The 19,787-nt window shown below is 57.5% G+C and carries 18 protein-coding genes; 13 read left to right on the plus strand and 5 right to left on the minus strand.

Annotated elements, in window-relative coordinates; all coding sequences use genetic code 11:
• Window positions 1-119: 119 nt before the first annotated feature.
• The 4 genes from CIK87_RS04175 (at window position 120) to CIK87_RS04190 (ending at window position 6,503) form a co-directional block, all read left to right on the plus strand.
• Window positions 120-2,420: a TonB-dependent receptor gene (locus CIK87_RS04175; RefSeq protein WP_094385748.1), complete on the plus strand. Its 2,301-nt coding sequence runs from the start codon at window positions 120-122 to the stop codon at window positions 2,418-2,420.
• A 115-nt stretch (window positions 2,421-2,535) separates the two neighbouring features.
• Window positions 2,536-4,434 (plus strand): GH32 C-terminal domain-containing protein, encoded by a 1,899-nt coding sequence (locus CIK87_RS04180; protein WP_094385750.1) that lies wholly within the window; start codon window positions 2,536-2,538, stop codon window positions 4,432-4,434.
• Between the two features lie 2 nt (window positions 4,435-4,436).
• Entirely contained in the window at window positions 4,437-5,594 is a 1,158-nt protein-coding gene (locus tag CIK87_RS04185; protein WP_094385752.1) for an MFS transporter, read from the plus strand.
• Window positions 5,595-5,615: 21 nt separating this feature from the next.
• A complete protein-coding gene (locus CIK87_RS04190) occupies window positions 5,616-6,503 on the plus strand; it encodes a carbohydrate kinase (RefSeq protein WP_094385754.1) in 888 nt (295 codons plus the stop codon).
• Here CIK87_RS04190 and CIK87_RS13925 read toward each other — a convergent pair.
• The 4 genes from CIK87_RS13925 to CIK87_RS04215 form a co-directional block, all read right to left on the minus strand.
• Entirely contained in the window at window positions 6,446-6,910 is a 465-nt protein-coding gene (locus CIK87_RS13925; protein WP_144008105.1) for a hypothetical protein, read from the minus strand. The genes CIK87_RS04190 and CIK87_RS13925 overlap by 58 nt on opposite strands.
• A 231-nt stretch (window positions 6,911-7,141) precedes the next feature.
• Entirely contained in the window at window positions 7,142-7,726 is a 585-nt protein-coding gene (gene nadD / locus CIK87_RS04205) for a nicotinate (nicotinamide) nucleotide adenylyltransferase (RefSeq protein WP_094385760.1), read from the minus strand.
• 31 nt (window positions 7,727-7,757) lie between these two features.
• Window positions 7,758-8,336: a guanylate kinase gene (gene gmk / locus CIK87_RS04210; protein WP_094385763.1), complete on the minus strand. Its 579-nt coding sequence runs from the start codon at window positions 8,334-8,336 to the stop codon at window positions 7,758-7,760.
• A 2-nt stretch (window positions 8,337-8,338) separates the two neighbouring features.
• Window positions 8,339-9,214, minus strand: a complete 876-nt coding sequence (locus tag CIK87_RS04215; protein WP_022310042.1) for a YicC/YloC family endoribonuclease — start codon at window positions 9,212-9,214, stop codon at window positions 8,339-8,341.
• Between the two features lie 86 nt (window positions 9,215-9,300).
• Between CIK87_RS04215 and tsaB the strand changes: the two genes are divergently transcribed.
• The 7 genes from tsaB to trpS are packed head-to-tail and all read left to right on the plus strand — an operon-like array spanning window position 9,301 to window position 16,168.
• Complete coding sequence (tsaB, locus tag CIK87_RS04220; protein ID WP_094385765.1) at window positions 9,301-9,993, plus strand: tRNA (adenosine(37)-N6)-threonylcarbamoyltransferase complex dimerization subunit type 1 TsaB; 693 nt, start codon at window positions 9,301-9,303, stop codon at window positions 9,991-9,993.
• 40 nt (window positions 9,994-10,033) lie between these two features.
• A complete protein-coding gene (locus CIK87_RS04225) occupies window positions 10,034-10,636 on the plus strand; it encodes a DUF4290 domain-containing protein (protein ID WP_022310044.1) in 603 nt (200 codons plus the stop codon).
• Between the two features lie 17 nt (window positions 10,637-10,653).
• Complete coding sequence (gene murA, locus CIK87_RS04230; protein ID WP_094385767.1) at window positions 10,654-11,964, plus strand: UDP-N-acetylglucosamine 1-carboxyvinyltransferase; 1,311 nt, start codon at window positions 10,654-10,656, stop codon at window positions 11,962-11,964.
• Window positions 11,964-12,485 carry a ribosome maturation factor RimM gene (gene rimM, locus CIK87_RS04235; RefSeq protein ID WP_094385769.1) on the plus strand — a complete coding sequence of 174 codons (522 nt, stop codon included), beginning with the start codon at window positions 11,964-11,966 and terminating at the stop codon, window positions 12,483-12,485. Before murA ends, rimM begins: the two co-directional genes overlap by 1 nt.
• A 7-nt stretch (window positions 12,486-12,492) precedes the next feature.
• Window positions 12,493-13,644, plus strand: coding sequence for a 1-deoxy-D-xylulose-5-phosphate reductoisomerase (locus tag CIK87_RS04240; RefSeq protein ID WP_094385771.1), 1,152 nt, complete (start codon window positions 12,493-12,495; stop codon window positions 13,642-13,644).
• 22 nt (window positions 13,645-13,666) lie between these two features.
• Window positions 13,667-15,055, plus strand: a complete 1,389-nt coding sequence (rseP, locus tag CIK87_RS04245; protein ID WP_094385773.1) for an RIP metalloprotease RseP — start codon at window positions 13,667-13,669, stop codon at window positions 15,053-15,055.
• Window positions 15,056-15,082: 27 nt separating this feature from the next.
• Window positions 15,083-16,168, plus strand: coding sequence for a tryptophan--tRNA ligase (gene trpS / locus CIK87_RS04250; protein ID WP_022310049.1), 1,086 nt, complete (start codon window positions 15,083-15,085; stop codon window positions 16,166-16,168).
• A 224-nt stretch (window positions 16,169-16,392) separates the two neighbouring features.
• Here the strand turns inward: trpS and CIK87_RS04255 are convergent, their stop codons facing one another.
• The gene (locus CIK87_RS04255) at window positions 16,393-18,309 is read right to left on the minus strand and encodes a heavy metal translocating P-type ATPase (RefSeq protein WP_094385776.1); all 1,917 of its coding nucleotides are present in this window, start codon (window positions 18,307-18,309) and stop codon (window positions 16,393-16,395) included.
• A 126-nt stretch (window positions 18,310-18,435) separates the two neighbouring features.
• On the opposite strand from CIK87_RS04255, the gene CIK87_RS04260 reads away from it, so the two are divergent.
• Both CIK87_RS04260 and CIK87_RS04265 read left to right on the plus strand, forming a co-directional pair.
• Window positions 18,436-18,672 carry a hypothetical protein gene (locus CIK87_RS04260; RefSeq protein WP_144008106.1) on the plus strand — a complete coding sequence of 79 codons (237 nt, stop codon included), beginning with the start codon at window positions 18,436-18,438 and terminating at the stop codon, window positions 18,670-18,672.
• 28 nt (window positions 18,673-18,700) lie between these two features.
• Window positions 18,701-19,786, plus strand: a complete 1,086-nt coding sequence (locus tag CIK87_RS04265; RefSeq protein WP_022310051.1) for a phosphotransferase enzyme family protein — start codon at window positions 18,701-18,703, stop codon at window positions 19,784-19,786.
• Window position 19,787: the final 1 nt, after the last annotated feature.

Below are 19,787 nucleotides of genomic sequence, written 5' to 3' on the forward strand. Positions count from 1 at the left end.
TTACAATGAACGATTTTTGTTATCACATGAACCATCAGTTATAGCTGTCTCCCAACCGTTTGGATAACTTTGCAGCAGAAATTTAACGCAATCAACAACAATTAAAAATCTAAACGGTTATGAATACCTTATTCAAAGGAAAGCTCGCAGCCATGGTGCTTGCACTTTCAATGGTAAACATTTCAGCAGCGTATGCACAGGACGAAAATGCAAACGCCAAGGAAGAGGGCAACCGCAACGTGATGCTCAACGCAGCCAGTGCCAACGGCCCTCGAGAGATTCAGATTGGTCTGCCATCTGCCGATGTCAACGTGCTCGAGAACGGCCTGCCCGTTACCTATGCCACCAATCCCCACTCGGTCAACACCATCTGGCGCGGCGATGCCAGCCTGAGCCACCAGGGTCTGCTCAAGATTGCCGAGACTGCCATCACCACCGGCAACATCGGCTACGCCGTCAACTCCTTTACCCAGAAAGGTCAGAAGGGCTTCAACGGAACGCTCAACTACAAGAGCAACCACTTCGGATTGCAGGAGTTCTCGCTCAACATGAACGGTGACCTGAGTAAGGACTGGTTCTACAGCGTCAACATGTACCAGGACTTCGACCCCGGTACGTTCAAAATCAAGTCTACGCCCTACCAGGACCGTACGCAAATCTACAAGGCGCTCCTCACCAAGAAGTACAACAACGAGCGTGGCGAGTTTACCGCCATGTATAAGTATGCCAACAGCCACAATGTCTACAACTACGCCACACAGAGCGCCCCGTTCATCTATGTGGGCGACGGAAGCGTGAAGGAGTACGGCAAGTTCAAGCTGGGTACCACCTCGTATCTGCCCATCGACAACGAGATGACCTATCGTGACATGCGCACAGGCAAGCTGGCCCAGACCACGCTCTACGACGCCTGCCTGAACAAGGCCAGTGAGGTGACGCTGATGAACAGCTACCGCTTTGACAACGGACTGAACTGGAAGGCCACGCTGAAGTACGACCACTCGCGCGGAGCCATGGTCTACCAGACCCCGATGTCCATCGTCGACCTCAACAGTGCCGACAACCACGGGCTGTATAACTATATGTACCGCGACATCGACGGCCAGACCAAGGCATACGACGGCCAGTACGTGCAGACCCGCATGTCGTGTCTCAATGCAGGTACCATAGACGAGGCGCTCTTCACCACCGAGCTCAACAAGAAGTTCAAGACTTCTACCCTGCGCCTGGGCCTCAACGAGTGGTTCTACCACATCGACTACTGCTCCAATACGACCATGTATGACCAGAGTGTGCCTGCCGATGGTAGCTATGCCGTCCGTGTATGGGATGCTAACCTGCGTGATGGCTATTTCTACGACTTCAACAAGAACGCTTCAGAATATTATAAAGGCAGCGAGAACAAGCTGGCACTCTACTTCACCCACGACTGGGATGTCACCAAGAAGCTCAACCTCTACTATGGCGCCCGCGTGGAATGGCAGCGCCTGAAGGGAGAGAACGCCGCCGTGAAGAATGCCCAAGGCAACTTCGTAGGCCGTTTCGCTGACTATCACCTCGGCGCCATGGCTGCCGACGGAACCAAGATTGCGCCCGTAGATCTGGCCTACAACTGGCTGAACTACGACTTCTCGGTAGCCGCAACCTACAAGCTCACCGACAACTTTGGCTTTACCGGCGATTTCACTTACATCGTGCAGCACCCGAAGTTTGAAGCCTTCGCTCCTGCTACCCTTCCCAATACAGACAAGATATCCGTGCCACTCGGCCGTGCAGGTATATACTACAACAACTCATGGTTGAGCCTCACATCACTGTTCTCGTATATCTCCAAGACCAACAACAACTCTACGCTCAACCTCCAGCACGGCAGCGAGATTAAGGCTGCTCCTCTGGCTTACGACATCCAGACCTGGGGTTGGACTACCGACGCTGTGGCTCATCCTTTCAAGGGATTCGATTTCCACTTCCTGTTCACTTACCAGAAGCCTACATACAAGAAGTTTGAGACTTCTGTCACCTTCAACGATGGCTATGTGGGCAAGATCAATGCCACTGGCAACATCGTAGCCGAAATCCCAGAGATACTCATCGAGCTCGACCCCAGCTACATGGTCACCAAGGACATCAAGCTGTGGACCAGCTTCCGCTACTTCAGCAAGACTTACGCCAACATCAACGAGGCATATTACTTCAATGGCCACTGGGAGACATTCGGTGGCGTCAACTGGCAGGCAAGCAAGCGCCTGAGCCTGGGATGTACTGTTGTCAACTTCCTCAACCAGACCGGAGCCAAGGGCAGCATCGCCGGCGCCGAGCTGATAACCAAGGACGAGGCCAAGAACATCAAGAACCAGATCATGACTGGCAGCTATCTGCGCCCGTTCACCGTAGAGTTTACCGCATCTCTCAAATTCTGATCATTCTCACTCTTCACACACACGCTGACAACCCTATATAATAATAGGTATAGGGTTGTCGGCACACAAGAAACAGACAACAATACCGTTAATATAATAACTAAACAACAACACAATGAGAACAAGCAACATAATGAAGGCGGCATGCCTCATGCTGATGGCTGCAGTTGCCACCACCGCCACCGCCCAGAAGATGGACATCGAACACAAGGGCGACACAACCATTATCCGTGTGGACAACCCCACCAAGTACATCCTGCTGCCTATCCAGGAAGAGAAGGATGAAGCGCAGGTGCTGCTCGATACCGGCTCCAAGGACGACACTTGGATGGACGTGCGCCTGGCTCAAAACGGCGCCGACTACTATGTGCCCTTCGCGCTGGGACATGGCAAAACCGCTACCGTCAAGATACTCGGCCTCGCCAAGGACGCCCTCGCCCTCAACCTGATGAAGCTGAGCAACACCTTCGATACCACCAATACCGACTACTACCGTCCCTCTTACCACTTCACTCCCCTCTACGGATGGATGAACGACCCCAACGGCATGGTCTATAAGGACGGGGAGTACCACCTCTACTTCCAGTACAATCCCTATGGCAGCAAGTGGGGCAATATGCACTGGGGACACGCCGTGAGCAAAGACCTGGTACACTGGGAGCACCTCGACCCAGCCATCGCCCGTGACCCCGTGGGCCACATCTTCTCCGGCAGTTCGGTAGTCGACAAGAAGAATACCGCCGGATTTGGCAAGAACGCCATCATCGCCATCTACACCAACAACAGTGTAAACCACGACGAGGTGCAGTGTATCGCCTACAGCAACGACAACGGCCGCACCTTCACCAAGTATGAGGGCAACCCCGTGCTCACTCCCTTTGACGGTCTCAAGGACTTCCGCGACCCCAAGGTGTTCTGGTATGAGAAGGGCAAGTGCTGGTATATGATTGTTTCTGCCGATAAGGAGACCCGTTTCTATAAGTCCAAGAACCTGAAGAAATGGGACTACGTGAGCGCCTTTGGCAAGGGACTGGGCCAGCAGCCATGCCAGTATGAGTGCCCAGACTTCTTCCAGTTGCCCGTCAATGGCGACAAGAACAACATGAAATGGGTGATGACTATGAACATCAACCCTGGATGCTGGTTTGGCGGCAGCGCCACCGAGTACTTCGTCGGCGACTTCGACGGCAAGCAGTTTACCTGCCCCGATGCCAAAGACGTGAAGTGGATGGACTGGGGTAAGGACCATTATGCCACTGTTACCTTCTCCAACACCGGCGACAGAGTGCTGGCGATAACCTGGATGAGCAACTGGCAGTACGCCAACCTCACCCCGTTCAAGCAGAACCGCGGCGCCAATGGTCTGCCACGCGAGCTGAAGCTCTTTGAGAACAACGGCAAGTACTATCTGTCTGAAGATGTTGCCCCCGAGGTCTACGCTCTACGCAAGACAACCCGCACATTGGCCAACGAGACAGTCGACGAGTCCAAGGCGTTTGCCAGTCTGACCGCCGGCATGGACGGCGCCTTCGAGATTGAGGCCGACATCACCCCCGACGCCAACGGCATAGCCGGCATCGAGATTTCCAACAACAAGCGCGAGCGCACCCTCATCTACTTCGACATGAAGCAGGGCAAGGTGGTGATGGACCGCACCGAAAGCGGACTCACCGACTTTGGCAAGCAGGCTGTGCCCCATGACATCGAGCTGGCCTGGGACAAGCAGCGCGCAGCCGAGGGCAAGCAGCCCGCCCGCATGGTCAATGCCATCAACTACAAGAACGACTTCGCCCTGGCCACATGGGCTCCGCTCTCACTCTGCCAGGCCGGCAAGAAGACCTACCACGTAGATATCTTCGTCGACAAGTCATCCATCGAGCTCTTCGTCGACGGCGGCCGCATCGCCATGACCAACCTCGTATTCCCCGTTGCCCCCTACGAGAACGTGAAGCTCTACGCCGAGGGTGGCAAGGCACAATTCAACAACATCAACGTACATAAACTCGCGCTATAATTATGAAGACTTCATCCAAGCTCACCATCATCCCATTGATGTTCTGCTTCTTCACCATGGGATTTGTAGACCTGGTCGGCATTGCCTCCAACTATGTCAAGGAAGACCTCAACCTCAACGATGCCACAGCCAACCTGTTTCCGTCACTGGTCTTCTTCTGGTTCCTGATTTTCTCGGTGCCGACGGGCATGCTGATGAACAAGATAGGCCGCAAGAAGACAGTACTGCTGTCGCTGGTGGTGACCGTAGTCTCGCTGCTGCTGCCCATCGTGGGCGAGAGCTTCGGCGTGATGCTGGCCTCGTTCTCCCTCCTGGGCATCGGCAACGCGCTGATGCAGACCTCGCTCAACCCGCTGGTATCGGCTGTGACCTCGGGCAAGAACCTGGCGTCGACCCTCACCTTCGGCCAGTTTGTCAAAGCCATCGCCTCGTTCATGGCACCATACATCGCCATGTGGGGAGCCATCGGGGCTGTTCCCTCCTTGGGCATGGGCTGGAAGATGTTGTTCCCCATCTACATGGTGATAGGCATCTGCGCCTCCATCTTCCTCGCCGGCACTCCTATCGATGAAGAGAAGCCCCAGGGCAAGGCCTCTGGCATGGGCGAATGTATCAGTCTGCTGACCCGCCCCATCGTGCTGCTCTCCTTTGTGGGCATCATGTGCCATGTGGGCATCGACGTGGGCACCAACACCACAGCCCCCAAGCTGCTGATGGAGCGCCTGGGCTGGACACTCAACGAGGCTGCCATAGCCACATCGCTCTACTTCATCTTCCGTACCATCGGCTGCTTCACCGGCTCATTCTTCCTCCGCGTGATGAAGCCCCGCACATTCTTCATCATCAGCATCGTGATGATGGCGCTGAGCATGGCAGGCATGTTCGTAGGCGAGAGCAAGGCCATGCTCTATGCCGCCATCGCCCTGGTGGGCTACGGCAACTCCAACGTCTTCTCCATCATCTTCTCTCAGGCTCTGCTCGCGCTGCCCGAGAAGAAGAACGAGGTGAGCGGCCTGATGATTATGGGCCTCTTTGGTGGCACCGTCTTCCCACTGCTCATGGGCTTCGCCAGCGATGCCATCGGCCAGATAGGCGCTGTGCTGGTAATGGCTGTAGGCGTGGCCTACCTCTTCACATATATTGGTAAAATCAAAATGTAACAACTCAGCAAAGACAAGACTATGAATACCGATTTCAAGAACAAATACTGTGTGGGCCTGGGTGAGGTGCTGTTTGATGTGTTCCCCTCCGGCTCCCAACTGGGTGGCGCCCCTGCCAACTTCGCTTATCATGCCGGCCAGCACGGTCTGCGCTCGATAGCCGTGAGTGCCTTGGGCAACGACGCCTATGGTGACGAGGCTATCCGCCAGCTCGAAGAGAAACACCTGGACTATCTCCTGCCCCGCGTAAACTATCCTACAGGCACCGTACAGGTGGAACTGGACGACCAGGGTGTACCTACTTATGACATCAAGACGGGCGTGGCGTGGGACAACATACCCTTCACCGACGCCGTCAGCAACGTGGCTGCCAACACCTGTGCCGTATGCTGGGGCTCACTGGCCCAGCGCAGCGCTGCGAGCCGTGATACCATCTACCAGTTTCTCGACCACACTCCCAGCGACTGTCTCAAGATCTTTGATATCAATCTCCGCCAGAATTTCTATACCAAGGAGATTATCTGCGAGAGTCTGAAGCGTTGCAATATACTGAAGATAAATGATGAAGAGCTCATCACGCTGGGCCGCCTCTTCGGCTATCCCGGTCTGGACATTGAGAACAAGTGCTGGCTCATCCTCGGCAAGTACAATCTGGATATGCTCGTGCTCACCTGTGGTGTCAACGGCAGCTACGTCTTCGCTCCCGGCTGCAAGTCGTTCCACGAGACTCCTCATGTGGAGGTTGCCGACACCGTGGGAGCCGGCGACTCGTTTACCGGCACCTTCTGCGCCTGCATCCTCAAGGGCATGACCATCGCCCAGGCACATAAGCACGCCGTAGAGGTGAGCGCCTATGTCTGCACCCAGCACGGTGCGATGCCCGCACTGCCCGAGAGTCTGAAGCGATAAGCCCCCATCGTCGCATCCATATCCCAAGAGCCCCCGCTCTGCCACTCCACCCGATGGAGCAGCAAGGCGGGGGCTCTGGCGTCTGTCGCCGTAGTGGTGGGAACCGACTGCAGGTCGACCAAGATACCCTCCACGCCGCCAGAGGAGCCCTCCACACCGCCAGAGGAGCCCTCCACGCTGCCAGAGATACCCTCCACGCTGCCGGAGATGGTTCCCCCGACATCCGCGCGGCTGGCCAAAGGCGCAGAGGGCCACATGAAGCATATTGCAAAGCGGGAAACGATAAAATCGTGGCGTGAAATCGTGACGGCAAAGCACGAAACGATTGTATCATGGCACGAAACCAAGATAAACATGATGAAGAGCAAGATTGAGGATAGCTGAGCCTCAACGAGAAGCAGCGGCATAGTATCGCAAGCTGCCAGGGTGGCTGCCACGATGAACGCGGATGGTGGAGCGAGGTGCGGAGAGTGGGTGAAGATGGGCTACGCGCAAGCGGAGATGGGCTACGCGCAAGCGGAGATGGGCTACGCGCAAGCGGAGATGGGCTGCGCGCAAGCGGAGATGGGCTGCGCGCAGGTGGAGAGAATGAGAATGTGTACGGCGTTGAATTGGGTTGGCGCGGCGATGGTGGCGGGTTAGCGGTAGTAATGCTCTACCATTGCCTGGATATCTTGGGGCACCATGCCCTCTATCGACTCGCCGGCGGCGATGCGGCGGCGTATCTCGGTGCTGCTCACGGGGTACAGGTCGGAATGGACGTAGGTGACCGATGGCGGCATGGCGGCGGCATCGACCTCATAGCCTGGCCGCGGATAGACGGCTATGCGGTAGTGGGTGATGATATCTTGGCTGTGGGCCCAGCGGTCGAACGCCAGCCAATTGTCGGCGCCGATGAGCAGGGTGAAGCGGGCATGGGGATGCAGCTCTGACAAGTGGCAGAGCGTGTTCCACATATACGACGGGCGTGGCAGGGTCATCTCTACATCGCTGGCGCTGAGACCGGGTTGGCTGGCCAGGGCGCGGGCGGTGATGGCGTAGCGCACATCGTCGGCCAGGAGGTCGGTGGCGTGGGTCTTGAAGGGGTTGAGGGGCGACACGACAAACCATATCTCGTCGAGCCCGAGCGCCGTGAGCAGGTGGCGCGCCAGGGCGATGTGTCCGCAGTGGATGGGGTTGAACGAACCGCCGAAGATGCCTATCTGTCTGGTCGAGAGGGTCATGGGAATGAGGGTGAAGGGATGGGGTGCAGGGCTATCGGTTAACAAAACCGCTCACGAGCCGGTATACCTCCTCCTTGGCACGCTCCAGGTCGTCGTTGACCACGACATGGTCGAAGCGCGGCGCAAAGGTCAGCTCGTAGGCAGCCTTGCCCACGCGCTGCTCGATGGCTTCGGGGGTGTCGGTGGCACGCGCCACGAGACGGCGGCGCAGCTCCTCGATCGAGGGTGGCTGGACAAAGATGCTCAGGGCACGGTCGCCATAGAAATCCTTGATGTTACATCCGCCCTTGACATCGACGTCGAAGAGCACGTTTTCTCCGCGCTGTGTCTGGGTGTCTACCTGGCTCTTGAGGGTGCCGTAGAAGCGGCCCTCATAGACCTCCTCGTACTCAAGGAACTCGTCGGCAGCCACGCGCTGACGGAACTCGTCGGGCGAGATAAAGAAATACTCGACGCCGTTCTGCTCGGTGCCTCGCGGCGGGCGCGATGTGCAGCTGATGGAGAACGCGAGATGGAGCTCGGGGTGTGTGGCCATGAGCCACTGCACCAGAGTGCTCTTGCCCGAGCCCGATGGTGCACAGAATATGATGAGTTTGCCTGGCTTTGTCATGATTAGAGTGCGTTGAGTACCTGTTCCTTAATCTGCTCGAGCTCGTCTTTCATCTTGACCACGATGTTCTGCATCTCAGCCTGGTTGCTCTTGGAGCCGGTGGTATTGATTTCGCGTCCCATCTCCTGTGCGATAAATCCCAGCTTCTTTCCGTTGGCCTGGTCTTCGGCCATAGTCTCGCGGAAGTACTTGAGGTGGTTGGTGAGGCGCTGCTTCTCTTCGCTTATATCCAGTTTCTCGATATAGTAGATGAGCTCTTGCTCGAGCCGGTTCTTGTCATAGCTGGCTTCGGGGAGCTGCTCGAGGCCCTTGACTATCTGCTCGCGTATCTTCTGGACACGTGCCTTCTCGAAGGGCTCGATGCTGGCGAGCAGCCGCTCGATGTTGTCTATCTTCTCATTGAACTTGCGCTCGAGGGCTGCACCCTCCTGATGGCGGAAGTCGATGAGCGCGCCAACGGCGGCGTCGATAGCCTGGCATGCCACTGCCCACTCCTCGGGCTCGAGGACAACAGCCTCGACACGAGAGGTGACATCGGGCATGCGGAGCAACGTGTAAAACCAGTCCTGAGGCTCAGGAATACCCGTCTTGGCGGCAATGTCTCGTATCTGGTGGTAATAATTGTCTACGAGGGCGGCGTTGATGGTAGCAGCGTCGGCCACCTCGTCCTTCTCGATCCAGATAGAGAAGTCGACCTTGCCCCTGACCAGTTTGCGGGTAAGCATCTGTCGTATCTCCATCTCCTTCTCGCGATAGAGTGGCGCTATACGGGTAGAGAGGTCCATCGTCTTGCTGTTCAACGACTTCACCTCGACGTTGATTTTCTTTTCTCCATAAGTAAGGACTGCCTTTCCGTAGCCCGTCATTGACTGTATCATAGTAGTTACACGTTAAATTTCTGCAAAAGTAACAAAAATGTAGGAAAAAAACCGTAAATTTGCAGTTATTTAGTAAATTAAAATTCATGTCGTGTATATTAAACATTGAAACAAGCACCAATGTCTGCTCTGTATCGGTGAGCGAAAACGGTGCATGTATCTTTAATCAGGAAGACCATACCGGCCCCAACCACAACGAGCGGTTGGGTAAATTTGTCGATGAAGCGCTCTCCTTTGCCGAGAGCCACGCCATACCCCTCGACGCCGTGGCTGTGAGCTGCGGCCCTGGTTCGTATACCGGTCTGCGCATCGGCACGTCTATGGCCAAAGGAGTGTGCTACGGACGTGGTGTAAGCCTGGTGGCTATACCCACTCTCGAACTGATGTGTGTGCCCGTGCTGTTGCTGGAGATGGTAAAGGAGGAGAACGCGCTGCTCTGCCCCATGATAGACGCCCGCCGCATGGAGGTGTATGCACAGATTTTCGACCGCGCCCTGCATGAGGTGCGTCCCATCCAGGCCGACGTGGTAGACGCCGACACCTACAGGAAGTATCTCGACGAGCGCCCCGTCTACTTCTTTGGCAACGGCGCCGCCAAGTGTATGGACGTCATCGCCCACCCCAATGCCCGCTACATCGACGGCATCGAGCCCCTGGCCAAGAACATGTTCCCTCTGGCTGAGCGCCGCATCGCCCAGGGCCAGACCGAAGACGTGGCCTACTTCGTGCCATTCTATCTCAAGGACTTTGTGGCCAAGATGCCCAAGAAGCTGCTCTGAGACACGACATATACCCAACCCAAGACATTAAGTAAGGACTATGCAAATAGAAGGACTTGACTACAACACCCAGCGGGAGAAGCTGATACTGCCCGAATATGGCCGCGAGGTGCAGAAGATGGTGGAGCACGCCATTACACTGCCCAGCAAGGCAGAGCGCCAGCAGTGTGCCCAAACCATCATCGCCATCATGGACCGCATGTATCCCGCCAACCGCGAGAGCGCCGACTACAAGCAGAAGCTGTGGGACCATCTGGCCATCATGAGCCATTTCGAGCTCGACATAGACTGGCCCTACGACATCAAGCAGGCCCACGCCGTGGACGCCAAGCCGCAGCCTATGGACTATCCCATGCAGCGCATCCCGGTAAGACACTACGGCAACATGATATTCGAGCTCTTCGCCAAACTCAAGACTATGGAGCCCGGCAAGGAACGCGACAATCTCGTCAAGCTCACCGCCAACCAGATGAAGCGTTGCCTCTATCAGTGGAGCCATGGTTCGTCGGACGACGAGAAGGTGGCGTCGGACCTCGCCAAGTTTACCGACGGCAAGATACAACTCGACCTGAGCACCTTCAAGTTTGAGAAGATTGACGTCAGAGAGTTTACCGAGAAGAAACGCAATAACAAGAAGAAATAACCCCAACCCCAACGTCTATGGAGTCATTTATCATCGAGGGCGGACATGGATTGCACGGAGAGATAACCCCGCAGGGCGCCAAGAACGAGGCTCTGGAGGTAATCTGCGCCTGTCTGCTCACCACCGAGCCGGTAAGGATAACCAATATCCCCGAGATACTGGATGTATGCAATCTCATCAAGCTGCTGCAGGACATGGGTGTCGACGTGGTGCGCAACGCCAAGAACGACTATACCTTCACGGCAGCCCACATAGACCTGAACTATCTGGCCAGCGACGAGTTCGTGCGCAAGAGTGCGTCGCTGCGAGGTTCGGTGATGACCATCGGCCCGCTCTTGGGCAAATACGGGCAAGCCACGGTGGCTCAGCCTGGCGGCGACAAGATAGGCCGCAGGCGTCTGGACACCCACTTCATCGGCTTCAAGCAACTGGGGGCCGACTTTGCCCATGACAGCCATCGCAACGTGTTCACCATCAAGGCCGACAGGCTGCACGGCAGATATATGCTGCTCGACGAGGCATCGGTAACGGGTACTGCCAACATCATCATGGCGGCAGTGCTGGCCGAGGGCACCACCACTATATATAACGCGGCATGCGAGCCCTACATCCAGCAACTCTGCCGGATGCTCAACAGCATGGGCGCCCGCATCAGCGGCGTGGCGTCGAACCTGCTCACCATCGAGGGAGTGGACTCGCTGCACGGCACAAGCCACACCATACTGCCCGACATGATAGAGGTAGGCTCGTTTATCGGCATGGCAGCCATGGTGGGCAAGGGTGTACGCATCAAGAACGTGTCGCTGCCCAACCTGGGCATGATACCCGACGCCTTCAGGCGGTTGGGCATCAAGATAGAGGAAGACGGTGATGACCTGTTCATCCCCGAGCAGCCCCACTACGAGATAGACTCGTTTATCGACGGCTCTATCATGACCCTCGCCGATGCCCCTTGGCCCGGGCTCACCCCCGACCTCCTGTCGGTGCTCATCGTGGTGGCTACGATGGCCAAAGGCAATGTGCTGATACACCAGAAGATGTTTGAGAGCCGCCTCTTCTTCGTAGACAAGCTCATCGATATGGGCGCGCAGATTATCCTCTGTGACCCCCACCGCGCCGTGGTCAACGGCAACGACCACGCCCGCAGGCTCAGAGCCGGCCGCATGACCAGTCCCGACATCCGTGCCGGAATAGCACTGCTCATAGCCGCCATGAGTGCCAACGGCACCAGCCGCATAGACAACATCGCCCAGATAGACCGTGGATATGAAGACATAGAGAACCGTCTGAACCGTCTGGGCGCCCACATCCAACGCATCGAAAGCTGATGATAACCCCCGAAGACGTATTCCAGATAGGACGCCTGGGCAGACCCCACGGCGTGAAGGGCGAGATAACCTTCCAGATAAGCGACGACGTGTTTGACCGCGTCGACGCCGAATATCTGCTGCTCGAACTCGACGGTATCCTCGTCCCCTTCTTCATGGAGGAATACCGCTTCAAGAGCGACGAGACCGTGCTGATGAAGTTTTGCGACATCGACACCCAGGAGCAGGCCCGCAGCCTGACCGGCGCCAAGGTCTACTTCCCCCGTGAGCTCTCGGACAGCGACGAGGCCGGCTTCGGCTGGAGCGAGATAGTGGGCTTCAAGCTCATCGACAGCACCACCGGCAGAGAGGTGGGCACCATCGACCACGTAGACGACAGCACCATCAACACCCTGTTTGACATCACCACCCCGGCGGGCGACTCTCTGCTCGTTCCCGCCCACGAAGAACTGATAGAAAAGGTAGATGCCGAGGCTCGGGCCATCTGGACCCGGCTGCCCGAAGGCATCATGGATATATAATATAATAATGAAGAAACAAATCTGCATACTTGGCAGTACGGGCTCGATAGGTACCCAGGCGCTGGATGTCATCGAACAGCATCCCGACCTCTACGAAGTCTACTGCCTCACGGCCAACAACCGCGTGATGGAGTTGGCTCAGCAGGCCCGGAAGTTCCACCCGGCTGCCGTGGTCATAGCCAACGAGGACAAATACGGTGAACTCTGCGCGCTGCTCGACGACCAGCCCGACATCAAGGTCTATGCCGGCCGCGACGCCCTCAACGAGATAGTAGAAGCCGAGTCCATAGACATGGTGCTCACCGCGATGGTAGGATTTGCCGGACTCACCCCCACCATCCACGCCATCAAGAGCGGCAAGAAGATATGCCTCGCCAACAAGGAGACCCTGGTCGTGGCAGGCGAGCTGATATGCAATCTGGCCCAACAGTACCACACCCCCATTCTCCCTGTCGACTCGGAGCATAGCGCCATCTTCCAGTCTATCGTCGGCGAGGGCAACAACGAGATAGAGCGCATACTGCTCACCTGCTCGGGCGGTCCCTTCCGCACCTTCACCGACCAGCAGCTCTGCTCGGTCACTGCCGCCGACGCCCTCAAGCACCCCACTTGGACCATGGGCGCCAAGATTACCATCGACTCGGCTTCGCTGATGAACAAGGGCTTCGAGGTCATCGAAGCCAAGTGGCTCTTCGGCGTCGAGGCCGACCGCATCCAGGTACTCGTGCATCCGCAGAGCATCGTGCATAGCGCCGTCGAGTTTGTCGACGGCTCGGTCAAGGCCCAGCTGGGCGTGCCCGATATGCGCATGCCCATCCAGTATGCCTTCTCCTACCCCGACCGTCTCCCCCTGCGTGGCGACAGGCTCAACCTCTATGGCAAGAGCCTCGAGTTCTACGAGCCCGATATGCGCAAGTTCAAGTGTCTTGCCCTGGCGTTTGACTCCATCCGCAAGGGTGGCAACATGCCCTGCATCGTCAATGCCGCCAACGAGGTGGTGAACGAGGCGTTCCGCCACGACCGTTGCGGCTTCCTCCAGATGGCCGACGTCATCGAGCGCACCATGAACCTGGTTTCCTTCGACGCCTCGCCCGACTACGACGTCTACATCCAGACCGACGCCGAGGCCCGCCGTGTGGCTGCCCAGTTACTCAGTTAAACAAATTGTTATAATCATCATAATGGAAATATTTTTAATCAGACTGCTCCAGTTCGTTCTGGCAATCTCGCTGCTTGTCTTCCTGCATGAAGGAGGACACATGTTCTTTTCCAAGCTCTTCGGCATAAGAGTAGAGAAATTCTTCATCTTCTTCGATATGAGTATCGGCAAGTGGTCGGGCAAGCTCTTCAGCTTCAAGCCCAAGACCAGCGACACCGAGTATGGCGTAGGCTGGCTGCCATTGGGCGGCTACTGCAAGATAGCCGGTATGATAGACGAGAGCTTCGACAAAGAGCAGATGGCAAAGCCTGCCCAGCCCTGGGAGTTCCGCTCCAAGCCCGCTTGGCAGCGACTGCTGGTCATGATTGGCGGCGTGCTGGTCAACTTCCTTCTCGCGCTCTTCATCTACTCCATGGTGCTCTTCGTCTGGGGCGAACAGTTTGTCCCGACCAAGGACATGACCATGGGGATGAAGTTCAATAAGGAGGCCAAGGCACTGGGATTTGCCGACCACGACATCCTGCTGGGCACCGACCTCGGCACGTTTAAGGATTTCAACATCGACCTGGTGCGCGAACTCTCTGAAGCCACCCGCGTAGACATCATCCGCGACGGCAAGCACATCAGCCTTCACCTCCCCGGCAATCTCAATCTGCTCGATATGATCAAGCAGTCGCCACGGTTTGTCGCCCCCTTCATCCCTTCAGAGGTGGCACTCACCGAGAAAGGCTCTCCCGCGCAGAAGGCAGGAATAGCCAAAGGCGACCGCATCATCGCCCTCAACGGCACCAGGATTGAGACATGGAACGAGTTTCAGGACATCATGGCCGGGCTGAACAAGAAGCTCGAAGACGCCAAGACCGGCAGCGACAGCCTCGCTCTGCGCACCGTAAACATCACCTACGCCAACGCCAAGGACACCGTGGAGACCCAGCTGGTGCTCACCCCCGAGATGAAGATGGGCGTAGGCCTCACCTCGCTCCTCTCCTACTACGAGCCCGTCAAGGTAGAGTACGGCTTCTTTGAGAGTTTCCCCGCAGGCACACGCTACGGCATCAACATCCTCAAGGGATATGTCAACGACATGAAGTACGTATTCTCGACCGACGGCGTCAAGAGCCTCGGTGGATTTGGCGCCATCGGCAGCCTCTTCCCCCCGACCTGGGACTGGCACATGTTCTGGATGATGACCGCCTTCCTGAGTATCATCCTCGCCTTCATGAACCTCCTGCCCATCCCCGCACTCGACGGAGGACACGTGCTGTTCCTGCTCTACGAGATGATAACCCGCCGCAAGCCCTCGGAAAACTTCATGATATGGGCTGAATACATCGGCATAGGCATACTCGTACTCCTCATGGTCGTAGCCAACCTCAACGACGTGCTGCGATTTATAGGCATCATGGATTAGTAACTCTAAGAATATCACATAACGACAATGGGAAAAATCATTCTTACCGGCGACCGTCCCACCGGCAAATTACACTTGGGACACTACATCGGCTCACTCCGCAGAAGGGTGTTGCTGCAAAACGCAGGCGACTATGAACGCATGTTCGTGTTCATGGCCGACGTGCAGGCGCTCACCGACAATGCCGACAACCCCGAGAAGATAAGACAGAATATCATAGAGGTGGCGCTCGACTATCTCTCATGTGGACTCGACCCACAGAAGTGCACGCTCTTCATCCAGAGCCAGATACCCGAGCTCGCCGAGCTCACCACCTATCTCTCTAACCTCATCAGCGTGTCGCGCGTGCAGCGCAACCCCACGGTTAAGACCGAAATCAAGATGCGCAACTTCGAGGCCAACCTGCCCCTCGGCTTCTTCTGCTACCCTGTCTCTCAGGCCGCCGACATCACCGCCTTCAAGGCTACCACCGTGCCCGCAGGCGAAGACCAGGAGCCCATGCTCGAGGTGACACGCGAGCTGGTGCGCCGCTTCAACCAGACCTACGGCGAGGTGCTCGTCGAGCCCAATATCCTGCTGCCCGAGCAGGCCGTATGCAGACGCCTGCCCGGTACCGACGGCAAGGAAAAGATGAGCAAGAGCCTCGGCAACTGTATCTATCTGAGCGACGATGCGGCAACTGTATGGAAAAAGGTCAAGAAGATGTCCAACGGCGAGCCACGTATGAGCATGGAAGAGCCCGGCCACCTCGAGGGCAACGCCGTATTCACATACCTCGAAGCCTTCAGCACCGACGAAGACTTTGCCGAGTTCTGGCCCGAGTTTGAGAACCTCGAAGCCCTGAAGCAGCAGTATGTGCAGGGAGGTATCGGCGACGGCACCTGCAAGAAGTTCCTCAACAGCGTAATCAACAAGATGCTCGACCCCATCCGCACCCGTCGTCACGAGTGGGAGCAGGATATCCCCGAGATATTCAACATCCTCAAGAAGGGCTCAGAGGCCGCACGCGAAACCGCCGCTAAGACCATGGACGAAGTGCGCGCAGCCATGCAGATCAACTACTTCGACGACCAGGAGCTGATACGTCAGCAGGTAGAGAAGTTCAGCAAGTAATCACTGCCGTCCAGGCTGACAGCAATAACATCAATCCCCATAGCCACCCACCCGGGGCAGCTATGGGGATTTCTTATGTCAGGCGAAGAGACTCACCGTCCAACCGCCATGGCCCGCGCGACGCCGCAGACCGTTGCCGCGCGTTGACTTGGGCCCATTATGTTCAGGCAGGTTTCCTGCGCTGTTCCCTATAATACATTGCGCTCAGCCGGGGAGCCCGGCAGCTACCGGTTGCCGCCAACCATGAGGGCACGCATGGCGTTGAGCACAGCCAGGACGGTGACGCCCACATCGGCGAAGACCGCCATCCACATGGTGCCCAACCCTACGGTGGCGAGAGCAAGGATTGCCACCTTGACACCTATGGCAAACCACACGTTCTGATGGGCTATGGCGATGGTGCGCCGCGAGATGCGCACGGCAGTGGCTATCTTGGCGGGCGAGTCGTCCATGAGCACCACGTCGGCTGCCTCTATCGCGGCATCGCTGCCCAAGGCTCCCATGGCGATGCCCACATCGGCACGCTTCAGCACGGGGGCGTCGTTGATGCCGTCGCCCACAAACGCCAGAGTGGCACCCCGGGGAGCCGCAGCCAGCAGACGCTCCACGTGAGACACCTTGTCGATAGGCAGCAATTGGGCATGATACTCATCAATGCCAGTCTGGCGCGCCACATCGGCAGCCACAGCCTCGCGGTCGCCCGTGAGCATCACGGTATGACCCACTCCCAGAGCCTTGAGGTCTGCCACAGCCTGAGGGCTGTCGGCCTTGACGCGGTCGTTGATGACTATGTGGCCGGCATAGCGCCCGTCGATAGCCACATGGATGATGGTGCCCACGAGATGGCAGTCGTGCCACTCCACGCCCAGGTCGCCCATCATCTTGGCATTGCCCACGCACACGATGCGACCGTCTACCCGTGCACGGATGCCCCGACCGCTCAGTTCCTCGACCGCCTCGACGCGGCATCCGTCGGTGGCCTCACTGGGGAAAGCCTCGCGCAGCGCCGCCGCTATGGGGTGGGTGGAATAGTGTTCGACATGGGCGGCGAGATGCAGCAGTTCGCGCTCGTCGCATTTCTCGGGATGGACTGCCACCACCGAGAACTCGCCGTGGGTGAGGGTGCCCGTCTTGTCGAAGACCACGGTGTGGAGCCGCGCCAGGGTGTCCATGTAGTTGCTGCCCTTGATGAGTATGCCGCGACGCGACGCCCCGCCAAGTCCGCCGAAGAAGGTGAGAGGCACGCTGATGACCAGCGCACAGGGACACGACACGACGAGGAAGATGAGGGCTCGGTGGAGCCACTGGGCGAAGACTGCCATGCCGCCAAGGAAGAGGGGCGGAACCACAGCCAGCATGACGGCAGAGATGACCACGATGGGGGTATAGACACGGGCAAAGCGGGAGATAAACGACTCGCTGCGCGACTTCTGTTCATTGGCGCTCTCGACAAGATGGATGATACGCGACACGGTGCTTTCGCCAAACGAGCGGGTGGTACGAACCCGGAGCACACCCGAGAGATTGATGCAGCCAGAGACTATCTCGTCGCCCTCGCCGACATCGCGCGGCATGCTCTCGCCGGTGAGAGCCACCGTGTTGAGCGAAGCCTGGCCAGAGAGGATGACGCCGTCGAGAGGCACGCGCTCGCCGGGGCTTACCACGATGGTCTCGCCCACAGCCACCTCATCGGGCGCAACGGTCTCCACCGCCCATCTGCGCTCCACATGGGCGGTATCGGGGCGCACCTCTACGAGATGGGCAATGCTGTCGCGGCTGCGGCCCTCGGCGTAGCCCTCAAAGAGCTCGCCCACCTGGAAGAAGAGCATCACAAAGACCGCCTCGGCAAACTCGGTGTCGGCGCCGGGCATGAACCCGATGGCGAGGGCACCGATGGTGGCGACTGCCATCAGAAAGTCTTCATTGAACACGCGTCCATGCACTATGCCCTCGGCTGCCTCGCGCAGCGTCGACGCGCCCACGAGCAGATAGGGAACCAGATAGACCAGCAGCAGCTGCCAGGTGGGCAGCGCCAGCGCATGCTCTATCCATGCTGCAACGGCAAGCAGCAACGATGCCGCAAGGATAAGAGCCACCTTGCGACAAGAACCACTATGATGATGGTGATGATGATCTGACATACAGTATTGCTTTTAATGTTTACGGCGACAAAGGTACAAGGTTTCGCATGCAACCGGGTTGCAAACACGCCCGAGACGACATTTATCTGCATTGCGGACTGCGAATTAGCCGATGCGCGGCCTGCAATGATGACGGCAAGCCCTGATTTCACCGTTTCGCGACTTGCAACCGGCTTGAAGACGGTGGCGGCGCCATCCCGCCTCGCTACGGCCATTCCTCGCCGCACAGCCCTACCCGTCATTGCCACGGCCATGCCCACCGTCGCCGCCGACAGGGCCGGAGAGCGGGCTGTGGCGGTTTTTACGAGGACGGCAGAAGAGATAGTGGTTGAAATATTTGGCATTGGAGAAATAATGTCGTAATTTTGTAGCAATTACAAATCATGAAGACATGGACGAAAAAGAACTGAAAGCTATTGTAGCTCAATTTGAGGTCGAGGCGCCCGTCATCGCGGTGGCTCCCCTGGGTAACGGACTGATAAACGACACCTACAAGGTGACGACCGAAGGCGATGCGCCCGACTACGTGCTGCAGCGCATCAACAACGCCATCTTCCAGGATGTAGAGTTGCTGCAGCACAACATCGAGGCTGTGACCGCCCACATACGCCGCAAGCTCGAGGCCGAAGGTGCCGACGACATAGACCGCCGCGTGCTGCGCTTTGTGCCCACCGCCGAGGGCAAGACCTACTGGCACGACGATGCCGACCGCTACTGGCGCGTGATGGTGTTCATCCCCCGTGCCAAGACCTTCGAGGCCGTCAACCCCGAATACTCTTACTATGCCGGCAAGGCTTTCGGCCACTTTGAAGCCATGTTGGTGGACCTCGACGAGCCCTTAGGCGAGACCATCCCCGACTTCCACAATATGGAACTGCGTATGCGCCAGCTGCGCGACGCCGTGGCCCAAGACCCCGTAGGCCGTCTGGCAGAGGTCAAGGACATGGTGGACGAGCTGGAGACCCATGCCGAGGAGATGTGCAAGGCCGAGCAGATGGGGAGAGACGGTGTGCTGCCCAAGCGCATCTGCCACTGCGACACCAAGGTCAACAACATGATGTTCGACGAAGACGGCCGCGTGCTCTGCGTCATCGACCTCGACACGGTGATGCCCAGCTTTGTCTTCTCTGACTATGGCGACTTCCTGCGCACCGGTGCCAACGCCGTGGCCGAGGACGACCCAGCCATCGAGCGTGTCGCTTTCCGCCGCGACATCTTCGAAGCCTTCACCCGAGGCTATCTCGAGTCGGCCACATTCCTCACCCCGGCAGAGCGCGACAATCTGCCCTACGCCGTCGCCCTCTTCCCCTACATGCAATGCGTAAGATTCCTCACCGACTACATCAATGGCGACACATATTACAAAATTAAGTATCCTGAGCATAATCTGGTGCGCACTCGCAACCAGTTGCAGCTCTTCCGCGAAGTATATGCTCAGCAGCAATACATGCGCGACTTCATCAACCAGTGTAAATAAC

The organism is Prevotella sp. P5-64, assembly GCF_002251285.1.
In the GTDB taxonomy this organism is placed as follows: Bacteria; Bacteroidota; Bacteroidia; order Bacteroidales; family Bacteroidaceae; genus Prevotella.